The following is a 14530-nucleotide window of genomic DNA, read 5'->3' on the forward strand; positions in this document are numbered from 1 at the left end:
CACTGAAACTGAAGGTTTTTATGACGACTCAATCAAAGCAAAAAGTGGCCGTGGCCATCGCCGCCGTGGTGGCGGTGGGCGTGCTGGCTTACCTGCTGGCGCCGGGGCTGTTCGGCAAGCGCACTCAGCAGGTGACCAACGATGCGTTTGTCAGCGCCGACTTCACCCTGGTGGTGCCGCGTGTCGCCGGGTTCATCAAAGAGGTGTATGTCGAGGACAACCAGCAGGTCAAGGCCGGCCAATTGCTGGCGCTGATCGACGATCGCGACCTGCGCGCCGCTGCCCAGGCTGCCGATGCCGAGACGCTGGTGGCACGGGCGCAACTGCAAAATGCCCGGGCGACCCTCGAACGCCAGGTGTCGGTGATCGCCCAGGCACAAGCCTCGGTGGCGTCGGCCAAGGCGGAAATGGCGTTCGCCGAACATGAACTGAAACGCTACAACCACCTGGCCGGTGTGGGCGCGGGCACGGTGCAGAACGCCCAGCAAGCCAGCACGCGCATCGAGCAGGCCAGCGCCAGGTTGACCAACACCACCGCGGTACTGGCGGCAGAGCGCAAGCAAGTGGAAATCCTCACCGCGCAGCGTGATGCCGCCGAAGGGGGGCTGAAGCGTGCGCAGGCGGCATTGGAGATTGCCAGTTTCGAGCTGTCCTACACCCGCATCGTCGCGCCGCAGGACGGCATGGTCGGCGAGCGGGCAGTGCGCGTCGGCGCGTACGTCACGCCGGGCAGCAAGCTGCTGGCGGTGGTGCCGCTGACCCAGGCGTATGTGGTGGCCAACTTCCAGGAAACCCAATTGACCGACGTGCAACCGGGGCAGGACGTGCAGGTGCGCGTCGACAGCCTGGGTGGTGAAGCGCTGTCCGGTCGTGTCGAGAGCATTGCGCCGGCCACCGGGGTGACCTTCGCCTCGATCAAGCCTGACAACGCCACGGGCAACTTCACCAAGGTGGTACAGCGCATTCCGGTGAAGATCGTGCTGGAACCGGGGCAGCCGCTGGCTGAGCGGTTGCGCGTGGGGATGTCGGTGGAGGCCAGTATTGATACCGCTGGGGGCGGGGCGCGCGAGGTTGTGCAGCGATGAAGATTTTTGCTGGCCGCTCTGGCCTCATCGCGAGCAGGCTCGCTCCCACAGGTTCAGTGGTGCGCTTGTGGGAGCGAGCCTGCTCGCGATCAGTTCATCAGCCCCAACTCATCATCAGTGCCTTGCTGGCCCTGAGCCTCTCAGCCTGCACCCTCGGCCCGGACTTCCAGAAGCCACAAACCCAGCCCATCGCCGAATGGTCAAAACCCAACCAGGCAGCCGCCAGCCAGGCCGTAGCCGAGACCATGAGCGAACGTTGGTGGGAAGTGTTCCAGGACGCCAAGCTGTCGGCCCTGGCGCAACGTGCACTCACCAGTAACCTCGACCTGAAACTCGCCAGCAGCCGCCTGGAACAGAGCCGCGCGGTGCGCCAGGTGGTCACCGCCGAGCGTTACCCCAACACGGCGGCCACCGCCAGCTACGGGCGCAAGCGCAACAGCGCTGAAGGCTTGAGCGACCCTTCAGGCAATCAGGGGCGGTCGGCCTTCAACCTGTGGGACGCCGGCTTCTCGGCCTCCTGGGAGCTGGATTTCTGGGGCCGTGTGCGCCGGGAAACCGAAGCGGCTGACGCGACCCTGGAAGTCGCCGAGAACGACCAGCGCGGCGTGCTGCTGTCGGTGCTCGCGGAGACGGCGCAGGACTACATCCAACTGCGCGGCGTGCAGAACACCCGGGCGGTCACCGAGCAGAACCTCGACGTCGCGCGGCACAGTTTGAAGCTGTCGCAACTGCGCCTGGCAGACGGTGTCGCCACCGACCTGGATGTCGCCGAAGCGGCCGCGCAAGTCGCCGCCATCGAGTCGCGCCTGCCGGCACTCGAGGCGCGCCAGGCGCAATTGATCAACGCCTTGAGCCTGTTGATGGGCGAGCCACCGCAGGCGTTGCAGGCCGAGTTGTCGGCTGACGCGCCCGTGCCGCAAACGCCGCGCCAGGTCGCTATCGGCCTGCCGTCGCAATTGGCCGAGCGCCGCCCGGACATTCGCCAGGCCGAGGCGCGCCTGCACGCCGCCACGGCGAACATCGGCGTGGCCAAAGCAGATTTCTATCCGCGCATTACACTGTCGGGCAACCTCGGTTCGCAAGCGATGCAACTGAGTGATTTCGGCTCATGGAGCTCGCGCTCGTTCGGCATCGGCCCGCAAATGAGCCTGCCGCTGTTCGACGGTGGGCGCCTGCGCGGTGTGCTGAATTTGCGCGAAGCCCAGCAACAGGAAGCCGCGATCGCCTACCAGCAGACCGTGCTGCGTGCCTGGCATGAAATCGACGACCAACTGACGGCCTACAACGCCAGCCAGTTGCGCCGCGACAGCCTCGCCGAAGCGGTGCGGCAGAACCAGATCGCTTTGAGCACCGCCAAGCAGCAATACGTGGAAGGGGTGGTGGACTTCGTCAACGTACTCACCGTACAGGCCGATTTGCTCGCGACTCAGCAGCAATGGGTGGAAAGCTCGACCGGCGTATCGCTGGCGATGATCGGCTTGTACAAGGCCTTGGGCGGCGGCTGGGAGTCGGTGTACCCGCTGGCGGCGCAACGCTAATCGTTTTGCCAAGTGGCTGCGTTAAGTGTAATGATAATTGCTATCAATCACGCGCGTAGAACCACCCCATGGACGCAGCCACTGGCGGCAACGACTCCCTTCATCGTCTTTACCGCGAGAACCATGGCTGGTTGCAAGGCTGGTTACGCAAACGCCTGGGCGACCGCGAACACGCGGCGGACGTGGCGCAGGATACCTTCCTGCGCCTGCTGGTCTCGGGGCGCATGCCCGGCCCGCAGGAAAGCCGCAGCTATCTGACGCAGATCGCTCGCAACCTGGTGATCGACCAATGGCGCCGCTTGCGCATCGAGCGCGCCTACCTGGACAGCATCGCGCACCTGCCGGAGCCGGAATCACCGTCCCTGGAAACCCGCGCCCTGATCCTCGAAACCCTGATGCAGATCGACGCGATGCTCGACCGCATGCCGGACAATGTGCGCCAGGCGTTCTTGCTGTCGCAGTTCGAAGGCCTGAGCTATGCGCAGATTGCCGAGCGGCTCGGGGTGACGGTCAGTTCGGTGCAGAAGTACATGACCCGGGCAATTCTCGCCTGTTATCAACTGGTCTACGAATCATGAGCCGCGCCCACGACGCACCCATCGACCCGGCGATCGTCGAGCAGGCCAGCGAGTGGCTGATGCTGCACTGGGGCGGTGACCTCGACGCGCCGCAGCGCCAGGCTTTCGTACAGTGGCAGCAGGCGCATCCGGAGCATCAGCGGGCCTGGCAGCGCCTGCAACAACTGCAACAGACCTTCGGCTCGGTGCCGGCCGGATGCGCCCGCGCGGTGTTGCGCGACAGCCCCGACCCGCAGCGCCGTGCCGCCCTGAAAATGCTCGGCCTGTTGCTGGTCGCTGGCGGCAGCGGCTATCTGCTGCAAGACCAGGTGACCTGGCGCGCCACCTTCGCCGAGCACCGCACCGCCACCGGTGAGATCCGCCACCTGACCCTGAGCGATGGCACCCGGCTCGACCTCAACAGCGACAGCGCGGTCGACCTGCGTTTCACCGCGCAGGAACGGCGGATCAAGTTGCTCCGCGGCGAGGTGCTGCTCACCAGCGGTCACGACCCGGTGCGGCCGTTGATCGTGGAAACCGCCAGCGGCGATGTACAGGCGTTGGGCACGCGGTTTTCCGTGCGGGAAATGGACGATGGCGCCCGTGTCGAGCTGTATGAAGGGCAGTTGCGCATCAGCCCCAGGCAGGGCGCGCCGGTGCTCATGGAGGCGGGGCACGCGTTGTGGTTCAGCGCCAGTGGTGTGGGTCCTTTGCAAACGGCCAACGTCAATGCCAGCAGTTGGAGCCAGGGCCGCCTGATTGCCGAGCGTCAGCCGCTCGGGCGTTTCCTGGCGGAGCTGGCGCGTTATCGACCGGGCTGGATTCGCTGCGATGAATCGGTCTCGTCGCTGCTGTTGACCGGGGTGTTTCCCCTGGACAACACCGACGCGGTGCTCGCCGCGCTCGAACGGACCTTGCCGGTGCAGGTCGAGTCGGTGACCCGCTACTGGGTGACGGTCAAACGCCGCGCCTGACGGCCCGGAAAAAAATTTCCACAAGTGCTTGTCGGTTTTCTTGCCCCGTTCGGGATACCTCTTGAAAGCAAATCAAGAAGCATTCTCACGGGGAGTTCCAGAATGCCACAACGTCCGACACAGAAGACTTTTGCCCTCGATGGCGTGTTGCGCCGCGGCGTATTCGCCACCTTGCTGGCCACCACACCGCTGGCGCCACACCTGGCCTGGGCCGAGGACAGCGCCGTCAGTCAGGCTCGCCAGTACAGCATCGGCGCGGGCAACCTCGATCAGGTGCTCAATCGGTTTGCCAGCGAGGCGGGCATTCTGCTGTCGGTGGATGCGCAACTGACCGAAGGCAAACGCAGTGCCGGGCTCCAGGGGCGTTTTGATGTGACCCAGGGCCTTGAGCGGTTGCTCGCCGGCAGCGGCTTGCAGGCCGTTTACGCCCAGGGCGGCTGGTCGTTGCAGCCGGTTGCACAAGACGGCCCACTGCAATTGGGTGCCACCCGCGTCAGCGCCCCCGAAGCCCGGGAAAATGCCTGGGGCCCGGTCGAGGGCATCGTCGCCAAGCGCAGCGCCACCGGCACCAAGACCGACGCCGCGCTGGTGGAAATCCCGCAGACCGTCAACGTCGTCACCGCCGCCGAAATCAGCTCGCGCAATGCGCAAAGCGTCACCGAAGCCCTGCGCTACACGCCGGGGATCACCGGTGGCGGCTTCTCCGACCGGGTGAAGATCTTCGATGAGCCGACCTCGCGCGGCTTCTCGCCGACGCCGCTGTACCTCGACGGCCTGCACCTGCCCTATGGCGGTGGCAGCACCGGCGGCGCGTTGCAGATCGAACCGTACTCGCTGGAACGCATCGAGGTGCTCAAGGGCCCGGCATCGGTGTTGTACGGGCAGAACCAGCCCGGCGGGATCGTCAACCTGGTGAGCAAGCGGCCCACCGAACAGGCCTTGCATCAGGTCAGGTTCGAAGCCGGCAGCTACGATCACAAGAGCGCCGCCATCGACCTCGGCGGCCCGCTCGACGACGAAGGCAAGTACCTCTATCGCCTGACCGCCCTGGCCAATGACAGCCAGGACGAGATCGACTACGTCAAGGACAAGCGCCAGTTCATCGCCCCGAGCTTCACTTGGCGTCCCAGCGACGACACCAGCCTGACCCTGTTCGCCCAGTACCAGAAAGACGAGGGTGTGCCCGAGGCGCAGGGCCTGCCGGCGGTGGGCACGCTGTTCCATAACCCCAACGGCAAGATCGACCGCGACCTGTTCCTGGGGGAGCCTGGGGTCAACGACTACCACCGCGAGCAATACGCCTTCGGCTACGAGTTTTCCCATCGGCTGAACGATGTCTGGACGCTGAAGCAGAATGCCCGCTATGCACGGGTCAACGACCACTACACCGCGCCACTGCACGGCTACCGATTTGTCACCAACCCGATCACCGGGCAGGACGACCAGCGCTACCAAACCCGCTACGGCGTGAACTGGCAACAGGACAACAAGGTCTTCGGCGTGGATAACATCGCCCAGGCCGAGTTCGACACCGGCCCGTTCAGCCACACCGCGATCGTCGGCGTGGACTACTACCATTTCAATTCGAAGTTCGACGGTCTGTATGACTACAACCCGCCGATCATCGACCTGTTCACCCCGGTCTACGGCCAGCCGCTGAACTTCGGCAACAACTACCGCTGGGACAACACCATCACCCAGACCGGTTTGTACGCCCAGGACCAGATCAAGCTCGACAACTGGGTGTTTGTGCTCGGCGGTCGCTACGATTGGGCCGAAGTCGATAACAAGCAGCCGCTGGCGGGCACCCACACCAACAACAAGGACGAGAAATTCACCGGTCGTGGCGGCATCGTCTACCTGTTCGATAACGGCATCGCACCCTTTGTCAGCTATTCGGAATCGTTCCTGCCGCTCACCGGCACCGACGTGCAGGGCCGTGCCTTCGACCCGTCCACCGGCAAGCAGTACGAAGCGGGCGTGAAATATCAGCCGCCGGGCCAGAACAGTTTCGTGCAGATCTCCGCGTATGAGCTGGAGCAGCAGAACATCCTCACCACCGACCTGGCCAACCCCGGTTTCAGTGGCCAGAGCGGCGCCATTCGCTCCAAGGGCATCGAATTCGAAGCCAAGGCTGAAGTCACCGAATCCTTGAGCGTGATCGCCTCGGCATCGCGCAACGACATCAAATACACCAAGGACAACGACGGGCGCAAAGGCCGCCATCCGGCAGGCAATCCACCGCTGACGGCGGCGATGTGGGTCAATTACGTGGTGCGGGGCGACACGCCGCTGGCAGGGCTCGGTGCCGGCGTGGGCGCGCGGTATGCCCGCAGCAGCTATGGTGATGACTACGATGGCGCCTTCCAGATTCCGTCCTACACGGTGTATGACGCGAGCCTGACGTACGACCTGGGCCTGTCGGCGTTGCGCCTCAAGGGCGTGAAGCTGGCGCTGAACGTGAAGAACCTGGCCGACAAGGAATACGTCGCCAGTTGCGTCAGCGAGTGGGATTGCTACTACGGTGACGGCCGGACGGTGGTGTCGAGCCTGTCTTACGACTGGTAAATCACGAGCGGCAGCAAGCGAGAAGTCGCCAGGCGCACTTCCCCTCGACTTCTAGGGTTTCGACGACAGGTCCGCCATGCCCTTGAGCAGTTCGATGGGCAGCGGAAAGACGATGGTCGAGCTCTTGTCGCCGGCAATCGAACTGAGGGTCTGCATGTAGCGCAATTGCATGGCACCTGGCTGGCGGCCGAGCATTTCGGCGGCCTGCATGAGTTTTTCCGAGGCCTGCAATTCGCCTTCGGCGTGGATCACCTTGGCCCGCCGCTCGCGTTCGGCTTCCGCCTGCCTGGCGATGGCGCGCACCATCGACTCGTTGAGGTCGACGTGCTTGATCTCGACGTTGGCCACCTTGATGCCCCAGGCGTCGGTCTGGGCATCGAGCACCTGCTGGATGTCGGTGTTCAGGCGTTCGCGTTCGGCCAGCAGTTCGTCGAGCTCGTGCTTGCCGAGCACCGCGCGCAGGGTGGTCTGCGCCAGTTGGCTGGTGGCGGTGAGGAAGTCTTCGACCTGGATGATCGCCTTCTGTGGATCGAGCACGCGAAAGTACAGCACCGCGTTGACCTTGACCGATACGTTGTCGCGGGTGATCACGTCCTGTGCCGGCACATCGAGCACGATGGTGCGCAGGTCGACGCGGACCATCTGCTGCACCACCGGAATCAGCAGGATCAGGCCGGGGCCCTTGACCTGCCAGAAGCGCCCGAGCTGGAACACCACGCCGCGCTCGTATTCGCGCAGGATGCGAAAGGTCGATGCCGCCAGCGCGATGACCAACAGCAGCAGCGCGGCAAAACCCAGTTGCAGGCCCATGATCATTCTCCAGCGGGCGCCGCGTCAGCCGCGGCCACTTGCAGCAGTAAGCCCTTGCGCGCCACCACGCGAACCGTCTGCCCGGCCTGCAACGGCGTGGCGCTGAGCACCTGCCACTGCTCGCCTTGCAGATGCACCCAGCCATGGCAGGCGTTGCCCGCTTGCAGCGAGGTCACCGGGGTCACGCTGCCCACCAGCCCGGCGTCGCCACTGACGGTGTGGCGCGGGCGGGTCTTCAGCGCACGGATCAGCAGGACCGCCAGCAGCAGGGCGCTGAGCAGGCCCAGGCCGATCATCAGGGGTTCGGGTACGTCGGCGTTGGTCATGATGATTGCGCCGATGACGAACAGGACGATCCCGCCCAGGCCGATCACGCCGTAATTGGGCAATGCAGCCTCGGCCACCAGCAACGCGACGCCGAAGATGATCAGCCAGATGCCCATCGGGCTGGCCGTCAGCACGGCGCTGTCTGCCGCCAGCACCGATCCGCTGGCGGCCAACAGTAACGCCACGGTAAAGCAACGCGTGTTCACTTGACCCTCCGCGAGAGCCGACCCTGTATTGAGTTTAGTCGAGCTGTGGGTTGGTCGAATTCTGATCAGTTGTCGACTGTATCCAGTGGGCGGAATTCACTCGCGGTAGCGGGGTTCGGCCTAGACTTTTTGTGTCAGTGAAGGCGCCATCGCGAGCAAGCTCGCTCCTACAGGGGGGCGTAAAGACCTGTAGGAGCGGGCTTGCCCGCGATGGCGATCAATAATCTTGCACAGGACCCCACCATGGAATCCCCAACCCACAGCCTCCCTTCGCTCTTCAAACAATTGGGCCTGCCCAACGATCCGGTCAGCATCGACCAGTTCATCACCAGCCATTCCCCGCTGAAGCCGGAGCTGCATTTGGCCGACGCGTTTTTCTGGAGCCAGAGCCAGGCTGCGTTCCTGCGTGACGAGATTCTCGATGACGCCGATTGGGCGGAGGTGGTCGATCAGTTGAACGTGCTGCTGAGGAAGGGCAGGGGGCAGTAGGTTTCTCGTCGGGGAATTGTTTCAAAACTTGACCAACTTTCCCGGTCAATGTCATATTGATAGTTAGCAAACTAACAGTGTGTCTTTTATCCCGTGCCGAAAAACCTCGACGCTCTCCAGATGAACATCAGCAGCTCCATGGTGGTGGCCGCGCGGCATTGGCGCAAAATCTGCCAGACCACGCTGGTCAACTATGGTATTTCCGAAGCCTGCGCCGTCCCGTTGTTGATGATCGGGCGGCTGGGTGAGGGCGTGCGTCAGGTGACCGTGGCGCAGGCAGCCGGTATGGAAAGCCCGTCGCTGGTGCGTCTGCTCGACCAGTTGTGCCATGGCGGCTATGTGCGTCGCACCGCCGATGCCCAGGATCGTCGCGCCAAATGCTTGAGCCTGACCGACACCGGCCGCGAGCTGGTACAGGCGGTGGAAGTCGAGCTGGTGCGCCTGCGCCATGAAGTGCTCGAAGGCCTCCCGCAGAGTGATCTGGAAGCCGCATTGCGGGTTCTCAAGGCCTTTGAAGCCGCCAACGCGCCTGCCGTGGTGACACCTTGAGCGGATTCTTCGCCGGCGTTCCCCCGGCCCGCGACTGGTTCTACGGCGTGCGGACTTTCGCCGCCTCGATGATCGCGTTGTACATCGCCCTGCTCATGCAGATGCCACGTCCGTATTGGGCGATGGCCACGGTCTACATCGTGTCCAGCCCCTTCGTCGGTCCGACCAGTTCCAAGGCGCTCTATCGGGCCATCGGGACGTTCCTCGGCGCGGCGGCGGCGGTGCTGTTCGTGCCGATGTTCGTGCAGAGCCCCTACGTGCTGGTGCTGGTCATCGCGCTGTGGACCGGCATCCTGCTGTTTTTGTCCATGCACCTGCGCACCGCCAACAACTACGCGCTGATGCTCGCCGGTTATACCCTGCCGCTGATTGCCCTGCCCGTGGTGGATAACCCGCTGGCCGTGTGGGATGTGGCCGAGGCGCGCACCGAAGAGATTTTTCTCGGCATTGCGGTGGCGGCGGTGGTCGGTGCGATGTTCTGGCCGCGGCGGCTGGCGCCAGTGTTCAACGATTCGGTGAACAAATGGTTCGCCGATGCCTCCACCTACAGCCTGCGGTTTCTCAGCCGAAACGTGCAGCCGGCCGAAATCAGCGCGTTGCGCTCATCAATGGTGGCGACGTTCAACACCCTGGAATTGATGATCGGCCAGTTGCCCCACGAGGGCGCGGGTCCGCAGACCGTGCGCAATACCAAGGAGCTGCGCGGGCGGATGATCCACCTGCTGCCGCTGATCGACGATCTCGACGACGCGCTCTACGCCCTCGAACGGCGTACGCCGGAGCTGGTGGACAGGTTCGCGCCGCTGCTCGCGGCCACCACCCAATGGCTTGAGCACAAGGACGCCGACCTCACCCGCTGGCAAGCGCTGAAAGACCAGATCGAAGCGCTGCAACCCGCCGCCCAGGCGCTGGACGATCGCAAGCAACTGCTGTTCTCCAACGCCCTGTATCGCCTCGGCGAGTGGGTCGATCTGTGGCAGGACTGCCGCAGCCTGCAATACGCCATCGAGAGCGAAAGCCAGGACAGTTGGCACGCGGTCTATCGTCACTGGCGCCTGGGGCGGCTGTCGCCGTTTCTCGACCGTGGGCTGATGCTCTACTCGGCAGCGTCCACGGTCACCGCGATCATCGTCGCCTCGGTGCTGTGGATCCTGCTCGGCTGGACCGACGGCGGCGCTGCGGTGATTCTGGCGGCGGTGGCGTGCAGTTTCTTCGCCTCGATGGACGACCCGGCGCCGCAGATCTACCGGTTCTTTTTCTGGACGGCGATGTCGGTGCTGTTCGCCAGCCTTTACCTGTTTCTGGTGCTGCCCAACCTGCATGACTTCCCGATGCTGGTGCTGGCCTTCGCCGTGCCGTTCATCTGCATCGGCACCCTGACGGTCAAGCCGCAGTTCTACCTGGGCATGCTGCTGACGCTGGTCAACACCTCGTCGTTCATCAGCATCCAGGGCGCCTACGACGCCGACTTCCTCAGCTTCGCCAACTCCAACCTGGCGGGGCCGGTGGGCTTGCTGTTCGCCTTTGTCTGGACGTTGATCGCCCGGCCGTTCGGCGCGGAGCTGGCCGCCAAGCGCCTGACCCGTTTCAGCTGGCGCGACATCGTCAGCCTGACCGAGCCTGCAACCCTGGCCGAACATCGGCAGTTGGGCGTGCAGGTGCTGGACCGACTGATGCAGCATTTGCCGCGGCTGGCCATGACCGGCCAGGACACCGGCATCGCGCTGCGCGAAGTGCGTGTCGCGCTGAACTTGCTCGACCTGCTGGCCTACACCCCGCGCGTGCTTGGCGTGCCCCAGGTGTTGTTGCATCAAGTGGTGGCCGAGGTCGGCGAATACTTCAAGGCTTGCCTCAAGGCCGATGAGCGCCTGCCGGCACCGGCGGCGTTGCTGATGTTGATGGACCGCACCCGCCGCGCCCTCGATCACGAATGCGACGACGGTGCGCGCCTGCACTTGCTGCATGCCTTGAGCGGCCTGCGCCTGGCCTTGTTGCCCGGTGTTGAATTCGTCGGCAGCAGCGAGGCCGAAGAACCGCTTCCCCATGGCATTGATGGAGCGCCTTTATGATCGGTGATCTGGATATCAGCGGGGTGTTCCTGCCCACGCTGCTGGTGCTGATGGGCATTACTTACCTGCTTTACCTGCTGGTGCACGGCGTGCTGACGCGCCTGCACTTTTACCGTCTGGTCTGGCACCGGGCATTGTTCAACGTGGCTCTGTACGCCTTGCTGCTGGGCGCCGTGGATTCACTCAGCCGATACCTGATGACATGAAAAAACCTTTTTTGACCCTCGGCCGTGTGGTCCTGACCCTGTTGATCGTGAGCTTCGCGGTCGTCGTGGTCTGGCGCATGGTCATGTATTACATGTTCGCGCCCTGGACCCGTGACGGGCACATCCGTACCGACATCGTGCAGATCGCACCAGACGTGTCCGGACTGATCCAGCAGGTGGAAGTGCGCGACAACCAGTTGGTCAAGCGCGGCCAGGTGCTGTTCAGCATCGACCAGGACCGCTTCAAGCTGGCGTTGCGCCAGGCCAAGGCGGCGGTGGCCGACCGTCAGGAAACCCTCGCCCAGGCCCAGCGCGAAGCCAAGCGCAACAAGGGGCTGGGCAACCTGGTGCCGGGCGAACAGCTGGAAGAAAGCCAGTCGAAAGTGGCCCGCGCCGAAGTGGCGTTGATGGAAGCGCAAGTGGCGGTGGACAGCGCCCAGCTCAACCTCGACCGCTCGACCATCCGCAGCCCGGTGGACGGCTACGTCAACGACCGTGCCCCGCGTACCCAGGAGTTCGTCACCGCCGGGCGCCCGGTGCTGTCGGTGGTGGACAGCAATTCCTTCCACATTGATGGCTACTTCGAAGAAACCAAACTGGACGGCATCCATGTCGGCCAGAGCGTCGACATTCGCGTGATCGGCGACAGCGCTCGCCTGCGCGGCCACGTGGAAAGCATCGTCGCCGGTATCGAAGACCGTGACCGCAGCAGTGGCAGCAACCTGCTGCCCAACGTCAACCCGGCGTTCAGCTGGGTGCGCCTGGCCCAGCGAATCCCGGTGCGGATTGCCTTCGACGACGTGCCGGCGGACTTCCGCATGATTGCCGGGCGTACCGCCACCGTGTCGATCATTGACGACAAGGAGCCGGCGCAATGAGCAAGGCCCGGGGTTTGGCGGTCGCCGGATTAGGCTTGCTGTTGTCGGCGTGCCAGATGGTCGGGCCGGACTATCACCTGCCGGACGAGGCCGCCGTGCATCGCGAGGATTTGCAGGGCGAGCTGGCGGTCGATGGCAAGCCGGTGGTGTCGGCACCGGTGCCGGCCGACTGGTGGCGCCTGTACCAGGATCCGCGCCTCAACCAGTTGGTCCAGCAGGCGTTGGCGTCCAACACCGATCTGCGGGTAGCGGCGGCCAGCCTGTTGCGCGCTCGCGCCCAGGTGGACGAAGCCGAAGCGGCGGGTGGCTGGAGCGGCGGCATCAAGATGGGCGCCCAGCGCTTGCAGGAGTCGGGTGAAGCCTTCCTGCTGCCGGAGAAAGTGCCGGTGGCCAACATCGGTGACATCGGCATCAGCGCGTCCTATCAATTCGACCTGTGGGGCACGCTCAAGCGCGGCATCGAAGCGGCCAAGGCCAATGCCGATGCGACCCAGGCCGCCGCCGATACCGCACGCATCACCCTGGTGGCCGATGTCGTGCGGGCCTACACCCAGGTGTGTGCGGCCAACGAAGAGCGGGAAATCGCCCAGCACTCCCTCGACCTGCAATCGCAAAGCACCACGCTGATCCAGCGCCTGCGCGACGCCGGTCGCGGTGACGAAACCCAGGTCACCCGTTCGCAAACCCAATTCAAGTCGTTGCGTGCCGAGATGCCACGCTACGACGCGGCGCGCCAGGCCGGGCTGTACCGACTGTCGATGCTGCTGGCCACACCGGTCGATCAGTTGCCGGCGGGCACGGCGACCTGTGCCGAGCTGCCGAAAATTGCCCAATTGATTCCCGTGGGTGACGGCGCCTCGCTGCTCAAGCGCCGCCCGGATATCCGCCAGGCCGAACGCCGATTGGCCGCGGCAACCGCTGGCATCGGCGTCGCCACCGGCGAGCTGTACCCGGACATCCGCATCGGCGCGACCATTGGCACCGTCGGCATCCTGGAAAACCTCGGCGAGCCGTCGACCAATCGCTGGGGCTTCGGCCCGTCGCTGACCTGGAACGTGCCGACCAACGGCGCTCGGGCGCGCATCCGCGAAGCCGAAGCCGTGACCCAGGCGACCCTGGCGCACTTCGACGGCGTGGTGCTCAACGCCATCCGTGAAACCCAGACCAGCCTGGCGCAGTACTCGGCCTTGCTGCAACGCCGCGAAGCCCTGGCGGACGCCGAGCAATCGGCGAAGCTGGCGGCCGACCAGACGCACCGCTTCTTCCAGGCCGGCCGCGAGTCGTTCCTCGCCGACCTGCAGGCGACCCGCACCTACACCGACGTCACGGCGCAACTGGCCGCCGCCAACACCCAGGTTGCGTTGAGCCAGATCGACTTGTTCCTGGCGCTGGGCGGTGGCTGGGAAAGCGGACGAACGCAAGGTGCGAACGCCAGCAAACCCTGAGGCCGTTGCTATGCTTTGACTTGATGAGGTCGCGCGGCGATTTCATCAATCAAGGCTAGCGTTGGTCATGGGGACTCTAATAATGAAAAACCCTTATGCTCCCGGCTTCTGGTGCGCTATTGCGGCATTGGTCTTGCTGTCAGCCACCTATTTCTACGGCGTCATGCTGGCGCATCAGCTCGATCAGGCGCTGGTGTTTCTCGACAGCGCGGCCGCGCTGATTGCGGTGATGGCCATCGTGGTCGTGGCCTGGGCTTCGCTCCAGGCCCAGCGCATCAAAAAAAGACAACTCGAACAAGGCAAGACCCTGGTGCTGATCTGGGACACCAAGGTGGCCTTGCGTCGGGTGGAGACGGTGTTCGACCGTTATTTCTGGGGCAGTTACTGGCAACCCGGGCGCACCTTCCAGGAAGTCATGGGCGAACTGACCGGCACACCGCTGGAAAAAAGCCTCGAGACCCTGAAAAAGCAATGCCTGGCCCTGGACAAGCAAATCGCCGAGGACGGCCGGCACTGGCTGAGCAACGCCCGCGAACTCTCGGATGTCGCCTCGGCCATGGCCCGCGAGCGCTATCAACTGGACTTCTGCGACCCGCGCGCGGATGTGACGGGCGGGGCGGTGATCAATCGCGACTTCGAAGTGCTGGTGTATACATGGACGGCGCGGCTGAAAAGCTTCGATCATCAGCTCGATGAGATGGAAGTTCAGTATTCCTGAGTGCTGTGGTGTCTGGGCGGGCGCCATCGCGAGCAAGCTCGCTCCTACAAGTGGGATGTGTAGCCCCTGTAGGAGCGGCGGTGCGACGATTCGACTTGCCCGCGATGGCGA

The 14530-nt window shown here is 64.3% G+C and carries 14 protein-coding genes; 12 read left to right on the forward strand and 2 right to left on the reverse strand.

The features are described 5' to 3' along the window. Nucleotides 1–20: 20 nt before the first annotated feature. The 5 genes from ABVN20_RS14680 to ABVN20_RS14700 all read left to right on the forward strand — a co-directional run bounded on the left by ABVN20_RS14680 (nucleotide 21) and on the right by ABVN20_RS14700 (nucleotide 6722). Nucleotides 21–1085 carry an HlyD family secretion protein gene (locus ABVN20_RS14680; protein ID WP_368556438.1) on the forward strand — a complete coding sequence of 355 codons (1065 nt, stop codon included), beginning with the start codon at nucleotides 21–23 and terminating at the stop codon, nucleotides 1083–1085. Beyond that, the gene (locus ABVN20_RS14685; protein ID WP_368556439.1) at nucleotides 1082–2623 is read left to right on the forward strand and encodes an efflux transporter outer membrane subunit; all 1542 of its coding nucleotides are present in this window, start codon (nucleotides 1082–1084) and stop codon (nucleotides 2621–2623) included. Before ABVN20_RS14680 ends, ABVN20_RS14685 begins: the two co-directional genes overlap by 4 nt. Nucleotides 2624–2691: 68 nt before the next feature. Beyond that, nucleotides 2692–3201: a sigma-70 family RNA polymerase sigma factor gene (locus tag ABVN20_RS14690; RefSeq protein WP_368556440.1), complete on the forward strand. Its 510-nt coding sequence runs from the start codon at nucleotides 2692–2694 to the stop codon at nucleotides 3199–3201. After that, complete coding sequence (locus ABVN20_RS14695; RefSeq protein WP_368556441.1) at nucleotides 3198–4154, forward strand: FecR domain-containing protein; 957 nt, start codon at nucleotides 3198–3200, stop codon at nucleotides 4152–4154. Before ABVN20_RS14690 ends, ABVN20_RS14695 begins: the two co-directional genes overlap by 4 nt. A 102-nt stretch (nucleotides 4155–4256) precedes the next feature. Continuing rightward, on the forward strand, nucleotides 4257–6722 hold the full coding sequence (locus tag ABVN20_RS14700) for a TonB-dependent siderophore receptor (RefSeq protein WP_368556442.1): 2466 nt from the start codon (nucleotides 4257–4259) through the stop codon (nucleotides 6720–6722). Between the two features lie 51 nt (nucleotides 6723–6773). Here the strand turns inward: ABVN20_RS14700 and ABVN20_RS14705 are convergent, their stop codons facing one another. Both ABVN20_RS14705 and ABVN20_RS14710 read right to left on the reverse strand, forming a co-directional pair. Further along, nucleotides 6774–7535, reverse strand: a complete 762-nt coding sequence (locus ABVN20_RS14705) for a slipin family protein (protein WP_368557710.1) — start codon at nucleotides 7533–7535, stop codon at nucleotides 6774–6776. Continuing rightward, nucleotides 7535–8065 (reverse strand): NfeD family protein, encoded by a 531-nt coding sequence (locus ABVN20_RS14710; protein WP_368556443.1) that lies wholly within the window; start codon nucleotides 8063–8065, stop codon nucleotides 7535–7537. The genes ABVN20_RS14705 and ABVN20_RS14710 overlap by 1 nt, the downstream gene beginning before the upstream one ends. A 243-nt stretch (nucleotides 8066–8308) precedes the next feature. Here ABVN20_RS14710 and ABVN20_RS14715 point away from each other — a divergent pair, with 243 nt between their 5' ends. The 7 genes from ABVN20_RS14715 (at nucleotide 8309) to ABVN20_RS14745 (ending at nucleotide 14419) form a co-directional block, all read left to right on the forward strand. Further along, nucleotides 8309–8554, forward strand: a complete 246-nt coding sequence (locus tag ABVN20_RS14715) for a DUF2789 domain-containing protein (RefSeq protein WP_368556444.1) — start codon at nucleotides 8309–8311, stop codon at nucleotides 8552–8554. Nucleotides 8555–8674: 120 nt separating this feature from the next. Next, nucleotides 8675–9103, forward strand: coding sequence for a MarR family winged helix-turn-helix transcriptional regulator (locus ABVN20_RS14720; protein ID WP_368556445.1), 429 nt, complete (start codon nucleotides 8675–8677; stop codon nucleotides 9101–9103). Beyond that, nucleotides 9100–11172 (forward strand): FUSC family protein, encoded by a 2073-nt coding sequence (locus tag ABVN20_RS14725; RefSeq protein ID WP_368556446.1) that lies wholly within the window; start codon nucleotides 9100–9102, stop codon nucleotides 11170–11172. The genes ABVN20_RS14720 and ABVN20_RS14725 overlap by 4 nt, the downstream gene beginning before the upstream one ends. Continuing rightward, nucleotides 11169–11378, forward strand: coding sequence for a DUF1656 domain-containing protein (locus tag ABVN20_RS14730; protein ID WP_056852052.1), 210 nt, complete (start codon nucleotides 11169–11171; stop codon nucleotides 11376–11378). The genes ABVN20_RS14725 and ABVN20_RS14730 overlap by 4 nt, the downstream gene beginning before the upstream one ends. Continuing rightward, the gene (locus ABVN20_RS14735; RefSeq protein ID WP_368556447.1) at nucleotides 11375–12256 is read left to right on the forward strand and encodes an efflux RND transporter periplasmic adaptor subunit; all 882 of its coding nucleotides are present in this window, start codon (nucleotides 11375–11377) and stop codon (nucleotides 12254–12256) included. Before ABVN20_RS14730 ends, ABVN20_RS14735 begins: the two co-directional genes overlap by 4 nt. After that, nucleotides 12253–13701 carry an efflux transporter outer membrane subunit gene (locus ABVN20_RS14740; protein ID WP_368556448.1) on the forward strand — a complete coding sequence of 483 codons (1449 nt, stop codon included), beginning with the start codon at nucleotides 12253–12255 and terminating at the stop codon, nucleotides 13699–13701. The genes ABVN20_RS14735 and ABVN20_RS14740 overlap by 4 nt, the downstream gene beginning before the upstream one ends. 82 nt (nucleotides 13702–13783) lie before the next feature. After that, a complete protein-coding gene (locus ABVN20_RS14745; protein WP_368556449.1) occupies nucleotides 13784–14419 on the forward strand; it encodes an NADH:ubiquinone oxidoreductase subunit N in 636 nt (211 codons plus the stop codon). Nucleotides 14420–14530: the final 111 nt, after the last annotated feature.

The organism is Pseudomonas sp. MYb118 (genome assembly GCF_040947875.1).
Taxonomy (GTDB): Bacteria; Pseudomonadota; Gammaproteobacteria; order Pseudomonadales; family Pseudomonadaceae; genus Aquipseudomonas.